Source organism: Streptomyces sp. NPDC058674 (genome assembly GCF_042716505.1).
Taxonomy (GTDB): Bacteria; Actinomycetota; Actinomycetes; order Streptomycetales; family Streptomycetaceae; genus Streptomyces.
The window spans coordinates 130,071-142,742 of the sequence record NZ_JBHXSC010000004.1; the positions used below are offsets into that span (position 1 = coordinate 130,071).

13 protein-coding genes are annotated in these 12,672 nt (G+C 73.7%); 11 read left to right on the top strand and 2 right to left on the bottom strand.

The annotated features are described in order from the left end of the window. Positions 1-544 precede the first annotated feature (544 nt). The 6 genes from ACFWU6_RS03855 to ACFWU6_RS03880 all read left to right on the top strand — a co-directional run bounded on the left by ACFWU6_RS03855 (position 545) and on the right by ACFWU6_RS03880 (position 6,534). A complete protein-coding gene (locus tag ACFWU6_RS03855; protein WP_383978210.1) occupies positions 545-1,486 on the top strand; it encodes a TauD/TfdA dioxygenase family protein in 942 nt (313 codons plus the stop codon). 144 nt (positions 1,487-1,630) lie between these two features. Continuing rightward, positions 1,631-2,212: an NADPH-dependent FMN reductase gene (gene ssuE, locus ACFWU6_RS03860; RefSeq protein WP_383806535.1), complete on the top strand. Its 582-nt coding sequence runs from the start codon at positions 1,631-1,633 to the stop codon at positions 2,210-2,212. 42 nt (positions 2,213-2,254) lie between these two features. Continuing rightward, on the top strand, positions 2,255-3,289 hold the full coding sequence (locus tag ACFWU6_RS03865) for an ABC transporter substrate-binding protein (RefSeq protein ID WP_383978213.1): 1,035 nt from the start codon (positions 2,255-2,257) through the stop codon (positions 3,287-3,289). A 5-nt stretch (positions 3,290-3,294) separates the two neighbouring features. After that, entirely contained in the window at positions 3,295-4,119 is an 825-nt protein-coding gene (locus ACFWU6_RS03870; RefSeq protein ID WP_383806540.1) for an ABC transporter ATP-binding protein, read from the top strand. Then, complete coding sequence (locus ACFWU6_RS03875) at positions 4,116-5,150, top strand: ABC transporter permease (RefSeq protein WP_383978216.1); 1,035 nt, start codon at positions 4,116-4,118, stop codon at positions 5,148-5,150. Before ACFWU6_RS03870 ends, ACFWU6_RS03875 begins: the two co-directional genes overlap by 4 nt. A 52-nt stretch (positions 5,151-5,202) precedes the next feature. Then, on the top strand, positions 5,203-6,534 hold the full coding sequence (locus tag ACFWU6_RS03880) for an LLM class flavin-dependent oxidoreductase (protein ID WP_383978218.1): 1,332 nt from the start codon (positions 5,203-5,205) through the stop codon (positions 6,532-6,534). A 96-nt stretch (positions 6,535-6,630) separates the two neighbouring features. On the opposite strand, the gene ACFWU6_RS03885 is transcribed toward ACFWU6_RS03880, so the two are convergent. Together ACFWU6_RS03885 and ACFWU6_RS03890 are read right to left on the bottom strand one after the other, a co-directional pair. Then, the gene (locus ACFWU6_RS03885) at positions 6,631-7,551 is read right to left on the bottom strand and encodes an NADP-dependent oxidoreductase (RefSeq protein ID WP_383806559.1); all 921 of its coding nucleotides are present in this window, start codon (positions 7,549-7,551) and stop codon (positions 6,631-6,633) included. 47 nt (positions 7,552-7,598) lie between these two features. After that, positions 7,599-8,345: a DUF2470 domain-containing protein gene (locus ACFWU6_RS03890; protein ID WP_383978221.1), complete on the bottom strand. Its 747-nt coding sequence runs from the start codon at positions 8,343-8,345 to the stop codon at positions 7,599-7,601. Positions 8,346-8,507: 162 nt separating this feature from the next. On the opposite strand from ACFWU6_RS03890, the gene ACFWU6_RS03895 reads away from it, so the two are divergent. From ACFWU6_RS03895 to ACFWU6_RS03915, 5 genes are all read left to right on the top strand, one after another. Beyond that, on the top strand, positions 8,508-8,903 hold the full coding sequence (locus ACFWU6_RS03895; RefSeq protein WP_383806551.1) for a cell division protein SepF: 396 nt from the start codon (positions 8,508-8,510) through the stop codon (positions 8,901-8,903). Positions 8,904-9,408: 505 nt separating this feature from the next. Next, the gene (locus tag ACFWU6_RS03900; RefSeq protein WP_383978294.1) at positions 9,409-10,563 is read left to right on the top strand and encodes an ATP-binding protein; all 1,155 of its coding nucleotides are present in this window, start codon (positions 9,409-9,411) and stop codon (positions 10,561-10,563) included. A gap of 5 nt (positions 10,564-10,568) precedes the next feature. After that, positions 10,569-10,937: a nucleotide pyrophosphohydrolase gene (locus tag ACFWU6_RS03905; protein ID WP_383813258.1), complete on the top strand. Its 369-nt coding sequence runs from the start codon at positions 10,569-10,571 to the stop codon at positions 10,935-10,937. Positions 10,938-11,060: 123 nt separating this feature from the next. Further along, positions 11,061-11,546 carry a DUF6099 family protein gene (locus tag ACFWU6_RS03910; RefSeq protein ID WP_383978224.1) on the top strand — a complete coding sequence of 162 codons (486 nt, stop codon included), beginning with the start codon at positions 11,061-11,063 and terminating at the stop codon, positions 11,544-11,546. A gap of 192 nt (positions 11,547-11,738) precedes the next feature. Beyond that, positions 11,739-12,662 carry an LLM class F420-dependent oxidoreductase gene (locus tag ACFWU6_RS03915; protein WP_383810518.1) on the top strand — a complete coding sequence of 308 codons (924 nt, stop codon included), beginning with the start codon at positions 11,739-11,741 and terminating at the stop codon, positions 12,660-12,662. Positions 12,663-12,672: the final 10 nt, after the last annotated feature.

The window sequence follows — 12,672 nt, forward strand, 5'->3', positions numbered from 1 at the left end:
GTCGGTGGGACGTAAAAGGCAAGGTCAGAACTGATGGGAGGGGTGTCCGAGGGGAGGGGGGTGGGTCGCCCGGCGGGGTCGTCGACGGGGGTTGACCGTCGGCGGGGGCGCTGACAGGCTCCGAGCCATGACCGCGATCGAGCACCTCGTCCCGCGGCTCCACACCCCCGGCCGCTGTACCGCGCCGGGCGAGTGTCCGGGCCGCTGTCCGGCCCCGCGCCGAGCCTGAGCTCCGCCGCACCCCTCCGCCGCCGTGTGCCACGGACCCGTTCTCCGGGGTCGCGCCGCACCCGTCCGCCGCCGTGTGTCACGCCCCGCTCCACGGGGCTCCGCCGCACCCGTCCGCCGCCTGCGCCACGGCCCCCGGGGCCTACCGCGGCGGGCGCTCGTGACGTCGTGACCCCCGCCGGGGGGCCGCCGCGTCTCCCCGGTACCCGACGCCCGCGTCCCCGGCTCCTGCGACCGCCCCGTTGTTCCCGCCCCACGCGTACCCCCATTTCTTCCCCTGCGGAAATAAATACGCCGCCCTGCCCGAGGAGTCCCCATGGCCACCGCCACCCAGACCACCACCGTCACCCGGATCGGCGGCCGCATCGGCGCCGAGATCGGCGGCGTGCGCCTCGGCGGCGACCTGCCCGCCGCCACCGTCGCCGAGATCCGCTCCGCGCTCCTCGCCCACAAGGTCGTCTTCTTCCGCGGCCAGGACCACCTCGACGAGGCCTCCCACGAGGCCTTCGCCCAGCTGCTCGGGGCGCCGGTCGCGCACCCCACCGTGCCGTCCGCCGACGGCCGCTACGCCCTCGGGATCGACTCCCACCACGGCGCCCGCGCCAACCAGTGGCACACCGACGTCACCTTCGTCCCCGCCTACCCCGCCTTCTCCATCCTGCGGGCCGTCACGATCCCCCCGTACGGTGGCGACACCCTGTGGGCCAACACCGCCACCGCCTACAGCGGTCTGCCCGAGCCGCTGCGCGCCCTCGCCGACGGCCTGCGCGCCGTCCACTCCAACGAGTACGACTACGCCGCCCTCAGGCCCGACGCCCTCCCCGAGGCCCTGGCCCAGTACCGCGAGGTGTTCACCTCGACCTCCTTCCTCACCGAGCACCCGGTGGTCCGCGTCCACCCGGAGACCGGCGAGCGGACCCTGCTCCTGGGCAACTTCGTCCAGCGCATCAGCGGCCTCACCGGCCGTGACTCCAAGGTCCTCCAGGACCTCTTCCAGGCCCACATCGAGAGCCCCGAGAACACCGTGCGCTGGCAGTGGCGCACCGGGGACGTCGCGATCTGGGACAACCGCGCCACCCAGCACTACGGCGTGGACGACTCCGACGACCACGAGCGCACCCTGCGCCGCGTCACCGTCGACGGCGACGTCCCGGTCGGTCCCGACGGCGAACCCTCCCGCCTGATCAGCCCCGAGGCGGTGCCGGCCCCCGCCTTCGGCATCCCCTCCGGCGCCTCCGCCGCCCAGTCCGCGCTCTGACCGGCCGCGACCGCCGCCGCCGCCGAGCCCGTCGCCGAGCCCACCGCCGAGTCCGCGGCCTGACCGGCGACCGCCCGCCACCCGCCGCCGTACCGCCCCACCGCCCCACCGACCCGCTCCCCGTACGACGCCCAAGGAGCCCCCGTGCCCCAGTTGCTCGCCATCACCGGCAGTCCCTCCGTCAACTCCCGCACCGCCGTCGTCGCCGACCACGTACTGCGCCGCCTCTCCCACTCCGGCTTCGAGACCGCGCACCTCTCCGTGCGCGACCTCCCCGCCGCCGACCTGCTCGCCGCCCGCCGCGGCGAGCCCGAGATCCGCCGGGCCGTCGACGCCGTGGCCCGGGCCGACGGCATCGTCATCGCGACCCCGGTCTACAAGGCCTCGTACACCGGCCTGCTGAAGGCCTTCCTCGACCTCCTCCCGCAGGACGGTCTGGCCGGAAAGACCGTCTTCCCGCTGGTCACCGGCGGCAGCCTCGCCCACGTCCTGACCATCGACTACGCCCTGCGCCCCGTGCTCGCCGCCCTCGGCGCCCGCCACGTCACCGCCGGCCGCTTCGTCCTGGACTCCTCCGTCGAGCGCGGGGCCGGCCCCGACCGGCTGCGCCCCGACGCGGAGCTGGACCTCTTCCAGGCCGTCGACGAGTTCGCCCACGCCCTGCGCAGCGCGCACGGCGCCCCCCTCACGGCCCCCCTCACCGCCTCCCTCACCGCCACTCCGTAACGACGCGACCCCCTCCGCACCCCGCACCGACAAGGACCCGCCATGCCCGCAGCCCTCACCTCCACCACCACCTCCCGGCGCCAGTTCCTGACCCTGCTCGGCATCTCGGCGGCCGCGGTGAGCTGCGGCACGGCCACTGCCGAAGGCGGCGGTTCGGGCCCGCAGGTCACGTCCCTGAAGTACCAGGGGTCGGTCGGCGCGGTCTCGCTGCCCGAACTCGCCGCGGACCTCGGCTTCCTCGGCAACGTGACCCTGGACTGGGTCGGCAACACCATCAGCGGCCCCCAGGACATCCAGTCCGCCGCCACCGGCCAGACCCACTTCGGCAGCGCCTTCAACGGCGCGGTGATCAAGCTCGCCGCCAGCAAGGCCCCCATCAGGGCCGTCATCTCCTCCTACGGCTCCGACCAGCACTCCTACGGCGGCTACTACGTCCTGGAGGACAGCCCGATCCGCTCCGCCCGGGACCTGATCGGCAAGAAGGTCGGCATGAACACCCTGGGCGCCCACTACCAGGCGCTGCTCGACATCTACCTGAGCCGGGGCGGCCTCTCGAAGGCCGACGCGGGCAAGGTCGAGCCCCTGGTCGTGCCGCCCGTCAACACCGAGCAGTCGCTGCGGCAGAAGCAGATCGAGGTGGGGGTGCTCACCGGCGTGCTGCGCGACAAGGCCCTGGCGACCGGCGGCATCCGCCCGCTGTTCACCGACGTCGGGCTGCTCGGCCCGTTCAGCGCCGGCACCTACATCATGACCGAGCGGTTCATCAAGCAGAACCCGGACACCGTACGGACCTTCACGACCGGCGTGGCCAAGGCCATCGAGTGGTCGCGCACCACCCCGCGCGAGGAGGTCATCGCCCGGATGACGCAGATCGTCAAGAAGCGCGGCCGCAACGAGGACACCGCGACCCTCCAGTACTGGCACTCGTACGGGGTTGCCGAGACGGGCGGCCGGATTGCCGACGCGTCCTTCCAGCTCTGGCTGGACTGGCTCGGCGAGCGCGGCGAGGTCAAGCCGGGCCAGCTCAGGGCCGCCGACCTCTACACCAACGAGTTCAACGGCTTCGGGAAGGGCTGACCGGCATGGCGAAGATCGTGTTCGAGGGAGTGGGCAAGACCTTCCGGACCAGGCAGAAGGGCCGCGGGGAGGCGGAGTTCACCGCCCTGGACGGCATCGACCTGGAGATCGAGGCGGGGGAGTTCGTGGTCGTCGTCGGCCCCAGCGGCTGCGGCAAGTCCACGCTCCTGGACCTCCTGGGCGGGCTGAGCCGGCCGAGCTCTGGTCGCATCCTGCTCGACGGCGAACCGGTCACCGGGCCGGGGCTCGACCGCGGCATCGTCTTCCAGCAGTACGCGCTGCTGCCCTGGCGGACGGCGCTCGGCAACATCGAGTTCGGCCTGGAGGCCACCGGCGTACCGCGCCGCGAACGCAAGGCCCGGGCCCGCGAGTTCCTCGACCTGGTCGGGCTGACCGGCTTCGAGGACCGGCATCCGCACGAGCTGTCCGGCGGCATGCGCCAGCGCGTGGCGATCGCCCGGTCCCTCGCGTACGACCCGGACGTGCTGCTGATGGACGAGCCGTTCGCGGCGCTGGACGCGCAGACCCGCGAGTCCCTCCAGGACGAGCTGCGCCGCATCTGGCAGCGCACGGGGAAGACCGTCGTGTTCATCACGCACGGCATCGAGGAGGCCGTCTACCTCGGGCAGAAGGTTGCCGTCATGACCTCCCGCCCCGGCCGCGTCAAGGAGGTCGTCCCGGTGGCCTTCGGCGACCGCGGCGCCGGCCTCCAGGGCGAGGACCTGCGGTCCAGCCCCGAGTTCGCCCGCTACCGCCACGAGATCTGGACCCTGCTCCACGACGAGGTGGCCCGCGCCCAGCAACTGGAGAAGGAGGAGGCGACCGTATGAGCACCGCAGCCACGACCACCGCCGACCAGGACACCGCCACCCCCGCCGGCACCGAAGCCGACACGACCACCCCCGCCACCCCCGCCGCCCCGGCCACTGCGGCGGAGACGGCCACCGGCACCGCCCCCGCCGAGCAGGAGGCGGTACGGTCCGCCGCGCCGCCGGACGCGACACCCGCCGGGGCCGCACAGGCACAGGGACAGGCACAGGCACAGGCACCCGCTCCCGTCCCGGCCCCCGGGGCCCCGCGGCCGCGCCCGGCCCGGGCGGCGGCGCGGTGGCTGCGCGCCGCCGCCCTGCGCTCCGCGGCGCTCCTCGCCCTGCTCGCCGTCTGGGAGACGGCGCCCCGGCTCGGCCTGGTCGACGCGACCTTCCTCCCGCCGGTCAGCGAGGTCGCCGTGGCCTGGTGGGAGCTGCTGGGCAACGGCCAGCTCGGCACGCACGTGTCGGCCAGCCTCGTCCGCTCCTTCGGCGGCTTCGGGATCGCCGTCGCCGTCGCCGTCCCGCTCGGCCTGCTCATCGGCTGGTACCGCCCCGTCGCCGCGCTGCTCGGCCCGCTGCTGGAGGTGTTCCGCAACACCGCGGCCCTCGCCCTGCTGCCCGTCTTCGTGCTCCTGCTCGGCATCGGCGAGACCTCGAAGGTGTCGATCGTCGTCTACGCCTGCGTGTGGCCGATCCTGCTCAACACCATCAGCGCGGTCTCCAACGCCGACCCCACCCTCGTCAAACTGGCCCGCTCGATGGACCTGTCCACTCCGAGGCTCTTCCAGAAGGTCATCCTCCCGGCCTCGGTACCGGCGGTGTTCACCGGCATCCGCCTCGCCGGAGCCGTCTCCATCCTGGTCCTCGTGGCCGCCGAGATGATCGGCGCCAAGGCGGGCCTCGGCTACCTCATCAACGCCTCGCAGTTCAACTTCGCCATCCCGCAGATGTACGCGGGCATCGTCACCATCTCCGCCATCGGCGTGGCCTTCAACCAGCTGCTGGTCACCATCGAGCGCCGCCTCAGCGTCTGGCGCGTCCCGGCCTGACCCCCCCGCCCGACGGAACGCCCCGCGCCGCAGACGAACCCAAGGAACAGACATGACCGCATCCCGGACCCTGCACCTCAACGCCTTCCTCATGAACGCCGGCCACCACGACGCCGCCTGGCGCCACCCCGGCAGCACCCCCGAGCGCGTCACCGACCTGCGCTACTTCCAGGAGCTCGCCCGTACCGCCGAGCGCGGCAGGCTCGACTCGATCTTCTTCGCCGACGGCCTCGCCCTCTGGGGCAAGGCCCGCTACAACGCCCTCGGTGGATTCGAGCCCCTGACCCTGCTCTCCGCCATCGCGGCCGTCACCGAGCACATCGGGCTCATCGCGACCGTCTCCACCACCTTCAACGAGCCCTTCCACACCGCGCGGAAGTTCGCCTCCCTGGACCACATCAGCGGCGGCCGGGCCGGATGGAACATCGTCACCTCCGGCACCGTCGACGAGGCCCGCAACTTCAACCAGGACGAGCACTTGGCGCACAACCTCCGCTACGACCGCGCCCGCGAGTTCCTCGACGTCGCCACCAGGCTCTGGGACAGCTGGGAGGACGACGCGATCGTCCTCGACAGGGAACGCGGCGTCTACGCCGACACCGACAAGCTCCACCCCGCCGCCCACCGCGGCGAGTACTTCGGCGTCGCCGGCCCGCTCAACGTGCCGCGCTCCCCGCAGGGGCACCCGCTCCTCGTCCAGGCCGGATCGTCCGAGGACGGCAAGGAGTTCGCCGCCCAGTACGCGGAGGCCGTCTTCACCGCCCAGCAGACGCTGGCCGACGGCCAGACCTTCTACAAGGACCTCAAGTCCCGCCTCGCCCGGTACGGCCGCGCCGAGGGCGACCTGCTCGTCCTGCCCGGCATCGCCCCCGTCATCGGGTCCACCGAGGCCGAGGCGAAGGCCCTGGAGCAGCAGCTCACCGACCTCCAGGTGCCCGAGTACGGCCTCGCCCAGCTCTCCGGCATGCTCGGCACCGACCTGACGGGGCACCCCCTCGACGGCCCGCTGCCCGAGCTCCCCGAGGAGCGGGACATCAACGGCAACAAGAGCCGCTTCACCCTCGTCGCCGAACTGGCCCGCCGCGACGGGCTCACCCTGCGCGAGCTGATCGCCCGCCTCGGCGCCGGCCGCGGCCACCGCGTCTTCGCCGGCACCCCCGAGCAGGTCGCCGACCAGCTGGAGCTGTGGTTCACCCAGGGCGCCGCCGACGGCTTCAACATCATGGCCCCCGTCCTGCCCACCGGTCTGACCGACTTCGTCGACCACGTCGTACCGATCCTCCAGCGCCGCGGCCTCTTCCGCACGGAGTACACCGGCCGCACCCTGCGCGAGAACTACGGACTGGCCCGCCCTGCCAACCGGTACGCGCGGGAGGCCGTATGAGCGAGCGCGCCCCCGACGCATCCCTCGCCGGCGACGGTTGACGGGGCCCGCGCCCACCCCTCCTGCGGAGGGCGGGCGCGGCAGCCCGTCAGTCCGTCAGACGGTGAGGACGATCTTGCCGCGGGTGCGCCCCTTCGCGCTCAGCTCCCACGCCTCGGCGGCGTCCGCGAGCGGCAGGGCGTGCGCGATGTTGACCGTCAGCCTGCCCGAGTCGGCGAGCTCGGCCAGGAAGGTGAGGTCGGCGGTGTCCGGACGCACCCACAGCTGGTGCGCGCCCTTGGCCGCGGCGTCGTAGTCGGCGATGGACACCACCCGGCTGCGCTCCTTGACCAGCGACTGGAGCAGCTCGATGACGTCGTCGCCGTGGAAGTCGAGGCCGGCGTCCACGCCTTCGGGCGCCAGCTCGCGAATCCGGTCGGCCATGCCCTCCCCGTACAGGACCGGCTCGGCGCCGAGCGAGCGCAGGTAGTCGTGGTTGTGCGCGCCCGCCGTGCCGATGACGCGCAGGCCGAGGGCGACCGCGATCTGCACGCCGAAGGAGCCGGTGCCGCCGGCGGCGGAGTGGATGACGACGGTCTCGCCGGCGGTGAGGCCGACGCGGGTCAGTGACTGGTACGCGGTGAGCCCCGCCAGCGGGAGGCCCGCGGCCTGCTCGAAGCTGAGCTCGCGCGGCTTGCGGGCGAGGGCGCGGACGGGGGCGGAGACCAGCTCGGCGTAGGTGCCGAGCTCGACCCACTCCTTGCGGAGATAGCCGTACACCTCGTCGCCCACGGCGTGGTCGAAGGTGTCGGGGCCGACGGCCTCGACGGTCCCGGCCACGTCCCAGCCGGGTATGACGGGGTGGCGGACCTCCAGGATCGGGTCGAGGTATCCGGCGGCGATCTTCCAGTCCACCGGATTGACCCCGGCGGCCTTGACGCGGACGAGGACCTCGCCCGGCCCGACCTTGGGCTCGGGGACGTCAACGAGCTTGAGATGCGGGGCGGTTCCGTATGCGTCGTACGTGATGGCCTTCATGATCCCCGGCAACAGCGCGTCGCGCGCCGCTATTCCCGGGGCACGTCTCAGGCCGGGAGGGTGTTGCGGTGCGAGCGCCGCCGGGCCGCGCTGAAGAGCGCCTGGATCTGCGTGCCGGACTGCTCGACGCGGTCCAGCGGGGAGGGGAAGGGCAGCCGTACGTCGTGGTGTCCGCGCCGCTCTTCGAGCCGCAGGGTGATCCCGTAGCGGTCCATGGCCACCGGCAGGGCGCGCAGTACCGCGGCGCTGGGCAGCCGATCGACCAGGCGCAGGAGCAGGGTGACGAGGTCCCCGTGGTCGTCGAGGAGGTGAGTGAGCATGCCGGCCTCGTACGGGGCGAGGGGGTCGGGGCAGGCCGCGTCGAGTTCTTCGAGGCCGATGTACGAGAAGCCGTCCGGCGTCTCCAGGACGGCCTGGCCGTACTCCACGCAGGTGCTGTCCCCGGTGGCCGTCTCCGCGTAGGGGGTGAGCAGCCGCCCGAGCACGGTGACCCGGGCGCGCACCCGGTCGCGTACGGGAATGGGGGCCACATCGGTGAACTCCAGGCGAATCCGCGGCCGTTCGTCCTCCAGAGCGGTGAGCGGGCCGCCCGTGGCGGGGGCGGCGGGGTGCAGGTGCAGCCGGCCCAGGACGTCCGTGCCGTCGAGGTGGCGCACCTCGGTGCGTCGGCCGTCGACGACCACGGTCATGGAGTGGGCGGCGGCCAGGATCGAGCGGACCCGCTCGGCGTCGGTGGGCCGGGTGGCGGGCGCGGGGTGGACGGCCGGGTGGGCGGGTGCACCGGAGTTGCGCATGCGGATCTCTCCATTGTCCCGAGGCGACTTGGTTAGGTATGCCTAACCTAACCTAACTCGACTCGGGGGTGTATCGGGTGCAGTCGTGTCGTTGTTGGGCTGAACGGGTGAAACGCGAGAGGATGGGGGGATGCACATGAAGCGCAGGGCCGAGGCGGTCCGGTGAGCAGGTACGACGTCACCGACGAGCAGTGGGAGGGGCTCGCGCAGGTGGTCCCCCTGCGCAGTCGCAACGAGTGGCCCTCGCGGGTGGACCACCGGACGATCCCCGCGGCGCCCGGGACGTCCGCGGCGGAGCAGCGCCGCTTCGTGGTGATCCGGGTGCAGGTCTTCGCGGATGCCAGAGAGGTGGCCGAGTACCTGATCGCGCAGATTCCGGTGCTGCTGGACCTCACCGGTGCCGACGGCGAAGTGGCCAAGCGCATCCTGGACTTCAGCAGCGGCGTGGTCTTCGGACTGGGCAGCGGGATGCACCGGGTGGACCGCAACGTCTTCCTGCTGGCCCCCGTCGGGACCGAGGTCGAGGGGATCGCGGCCGCCGCCGTCCCCCGATCGTAGGAAGGTCGCCGCGACGTAACGGTTCGCCGGGCCCCCGGGGGGTCCGGCGGCCCGTACCGTCCGGCGCATGGACGCCACCCTGTACCCGGCGCCGGGCCCCGCCCCGGCCGCCGAAGCGCCACCCGCCACCCCCACCGCCGCTCCCGGGCCCGCCGCAGACGTCGGGCGTGCCGCCGCCCCGGCGGCCGTTGCCGGGTCCGCCGCCGCCGCGGCCGGGCGTGCCGCCGACTGGGCGGCCGCCCCCGGGCCCGCCGTCGCTGCCACTGCCGCCGGGCCCTTAACCGGCCCCGCCGCCGTCGGGACTTCGCCGGCCGGGGGTGTGGCCGCCCCCGTGCCCGCTCCCGCTCCGGCTCCCGCCGCCGTCGCCCCCGGAGCGCCTGTCCGCGCCGCCCTGCCGGCCGGCGGGGCGTCCGCCGGGGTGGAGCGCCCCGCGGAGGAGGCGGGACCCGTTCCCGCGGTGCCCGCGCAGGGCGGGCCCCGGGACGGCGGGGGCGGGGCCCGGGCCGTGCCCGGCGCCGCGGGGGCGGGCACGGGCGTCCGGCACCGGCCCGTGCTCACCGAGCTGCGGCTCTCCGCCTTCGGTTCGCACCGGGCGGCCGCCTTCCCCCTCGGACCCGTCACCCTCTTCGCCGGTCCCAGCGGCAGCGGCAAGTCGCAGGTCCTGGCGGCCTACGCGGCCTTGGCCGCGCTCGGCTCCGGAGCCACGCTGGACGAGGCCTTTCCGGACCCCTCCTCCCGGGTCCCCGAGCGAGCCGTGCCGGACGCCCAGCAACGCCTCGGTTTCCGCGTCGGCTGCACGGTGGACGGCCCCGTCGGCCCGGTCCGGCTCGACCTCGCCGTCCAGGCGGAGCCCGCGCTGCGGATCGTCGGCGAACGGCTTTCGCAGGACGGGCGGATCCTGCTGTCCACCGCCCTGCGCGACCCCGCCCGGAGCTCCGTGCAGGCGGCCTGGCTGACCGGCGGCGCCATCGGCGTCACCCGGGCCCCGCTCCCCGACGACCGCCTCGGCACGGCGCTGCTTCCGCTGCGCGTCGCCGGCTCCACCGCCGGCCAGCGGCAGGTGCTGGCCGCCGCCGAGCAGGTGGTGGTGGCGCTGCGCTCGGTGTTCCCCTGCGACCCCCGCCCGGACCGGATGCGCGCGGCCGTCCCGTCCGGGGAGGGCCGGCTGCTGGGCGACTGCGCGAACCTGGCGGACGTGCTGCGCCGCACCCGCCACGAATGCGGCACCCGCCACGCGCTGTTGGCGGGGGCGGCCCGGGCCGGCTGCGCGGGGCCCGTCTCCGGACTGGAGGTGAAGGCCCGCGCGGACGGGCGCCTCACCGCCGTGCTGGACCGGGGCCCGGACCGCCGCCCCACCGAGCTCGGCCGCCTCGGCTCGGGCGAGCTGCGCTTCCTCGCCCTCGCCCTCGTCCTGCTGACCGGACCCGGGGTGCTCGCCATGGACCCGGCCGCCGAACTGCTCTCCGCCCGGCAGGCGCTGACCGTGCTGGCCGATGACCTCGACCGGGGGCTGGACCGCCGCCAGAGCGCCGAACTGCTGCGCTTGGCCCTGCTGTCCTGCGGCCGGGGCCACGTCCGGCTGGTCGGCGCCGTGGGGGAGTCGGCCGCCCCCGGGGCCCGTGGGCTCGACGGCGTCTCGGTGGTAGACCTGACCCCATGAACGACATGCCCGAGCCGCACGACGACGAGCGGCTGTACCGGCTCCAGCGACAGCTGGCCCGCTTCGCCGCCGCCCGGAACTGGGGCCCCTACCACACGCCCAAGAACCTGGCCGTGGCGCTGAGCGTGGAGGCGGCGGAGCTGGTCGAGATCTTCCAGTGGCTGACGCCCGAGCAGTCCGCGAAGGTCATGGAGCAGCCGGACACCGCCCACCGGGTGGCCGATGAGGTCGCGGACGTGCTCGCGTACCTCCTGCAGTTCTGTGAGGTGCTCGGGGTGGACGTGCTGGACGCGCTCGCAGCGAAGATCGAGAGGAACGAGCTCCGCTTCCCCGTGACGGGCCCTCAGATGCCAAATCGTCACTCTTCGGAGTGATGGACTCGTCCACAATCACGTTTCTGTCCACAATTTCCGAATACCCCTGGCTTTACTGGCCCGTTGCCCTCACTCTGGGTAGTGATGGGAACGGCGGGATGTCGTGCGGACGGGGGACGGCATATGGATGCGGTACGGCTCATCGCGGCCGGCCGGCACGCGCTGGCACAGAGTGGGGCTGCGTGGGACATCGTGGGCGAGGCCTGGCAGGCCCAGGCACTCGCGCAGGGCGTGGGAGGCTACTTGGCGGTCACCGGACCGCCGGAGATGAGAGCGGAGGCACGAGGACTGGGTGAGGCGGGGAGCAGAGGGTGCGGGGTGCTCGACCGGGCCGCGCTGCAAGGTGAGGGCAGCGCCCCCGAGCAGCCGCCGAGGGCGGCTCAGCTGACCGGGGTGGTGGATGTCCGGCAGGCGCTGCTCGGGCTCCAGGCCCTGCTCGGAGAAGTGGGCATAGCCCTGGTCGGGGTGGCCTGCGGGACGGACGACGAAACCCTGTACTGGCAGTGCATCGAGTCGATCGACGCGGCCGACGAGTCGAGCGACCGGGTCCGGGCGATCCTGCGCCGGATGACGGTCCGGGAGCGGGGCTCCGCCTCGGGCGTGGCCTGAGGCGACCACCCCGGGCCGCCCGCACAGGTCCCGCCGCGCGCGGCGGGACCTGTGCGGTGTGGTCAGTGCGACCAGCCGGGGGTGCTCCGGCCGTCCGCGGTGCGGTCCGTGCCGGGCTGAAGGTCGGCGTCGAGCTGCGACAGGTCGGCGTCGAAGATTCACCCGGCCGGGCGGGAAGGGCAGGATGGGGGCATGGATCTTCGCATTTTCACCGAGCCCCAGCAGGGTGCGAGCTACGACACCCTCCTGACCGTCGCCAAGGCCACCGAGGACCTGGGCTTCGACGCGTTCTTCCGGTCCGACCACTACCTGCGCATGGGCTCGGCGGACGGGCTGCCCGGCCCCACCGACGCCTGGATCACCCTCGCCGGCCTGGCCCGCGAGACCGAGCGCATCCGACTCGGCACCCTGATGACGGCCGGGACCTTCCGGCTGCCCGGCGTGCTCGCCATCCAGGTGGCCCAGGTCGACCAGATGTCCGGCGGCCGGGTCGAACTGGGGCTGGGAGCAGGATGGTTCGAGGAGGAGCACAAGGCGTACGGCATCCCCTTCCCGGCGGAGCGCATGTCCCGGCTGGAGGAGCAGCTGGCCGTCGTCACCGGCCTGTGGGCCACCGAGGTGGGCTCGACCTTCGACTACGCGGGCAGCCACTACCGGGTGGAGAACTCGCCGGCGCTGCCCAAGCCCGCGCAGGCCAAGGTGCCCGTCCTCATCGGCGGCCACGGCGCCAAGCGCACCCCGCGGCTCGCCGCGCGCTACGCGGACGAGTTCAACATGCCGTTCGCGTCGATCGCGGACACCGAGCGGCAGTTCGGCCGGGTCCGGGAAGCCGCGGAGGAGGCCGGCCGCAAGCCCGAGGACCTCGTCTACTCCAACGCCCTCGTGGTGTGCGTGGGCAAGGACGACGCCGAGGTCGCCCGCCGCGCCGCCGCCATCGGCCGTGACGTGGAGGAGCTGAAGGCGAACGGCCTGGCGGGCTCCCCGGCCGAGGTCGTGGAGAAGATCGGCGCCTACGGCGCCGTCGGCTCCTCCCGCGTCTACCTCCAGCTCCTCGACCTCGACGACCTCGACCACCTGGAGCTGATCTCCGCCCGGGTCCTGTCCCAGCTGGGCTGAGGGGGGACGG

Coding starts and splice junctions, on each gene's coding strand:
- ACFWU6_RS03855 (WP_383978210.1), top strand. CDS start 545: ATGGCCACCGCCACCCAGACCACCACCGTCACCCGGATCGGCGGCCGC.
- ACFWU6_RS03870 (WP_383806540.1), top strand. CDS start 3,295: ATGGCGAAGATCGTGTTCGAGGGAGTGGGCAAGACCTTCCGGACCAGG.
- ACFWU6_RS03890 (WP_383978221.1), bottom strand. CDS start 8,345: ATGCGCAACTCCGGTGCACCCGCCCACCCGGCCGTCCACCCCGCGCCC.
- ACFWU6_RS03910 (WP_383978224.1), top strand. CDS start 11,061: ATGGATGCGGTACGGCTCATCGCGGCCGGCCGGCACGCGCTGGCACAG.
- ACFWU6_RS03915 (WP_383810518.1), top strand. CDS start 11,739: ATGGATCTTCGCATTTTCACCGAGCCCCAGCAGGGTGCGAGCTACGAC.
- ACFWU6_RS03865 (WP_383978213.1), top strand. CDS start 2,255: ATGCCCGCAGCCCTCACCTCCACCACCACCTCCCGGCGCCAGTTCCTG.
- ACFWU6_RS03875 (WP_383978216.1), top strand. CDS start 4,116: ATGAGCACCGCAGCCACGACCACCGCCGACCAGGACACCGCCACCCCC.
- ACFWU6_RS03885 (WP_383806559.1), bottom strand. CDS start 7,551: ATGAAGGCCATCACGTACGACGCATACGGAACCGCCCCGCATCTCAAG.
- ACFWU6_RS03880 (WP_383978218.1), top strand. CDS start 5,203: ATGACCGCATCCCGGACCCTGCACCTCAACGCCTTCCTCATGAACGCC.
- ACFWU6_RS03905 (WP_383813258.1), top strand. CDS start 10,569: ATGCCCGAGCCGCACGACGACGAGCGGCTGTACCGGCTCCAGCGACAG.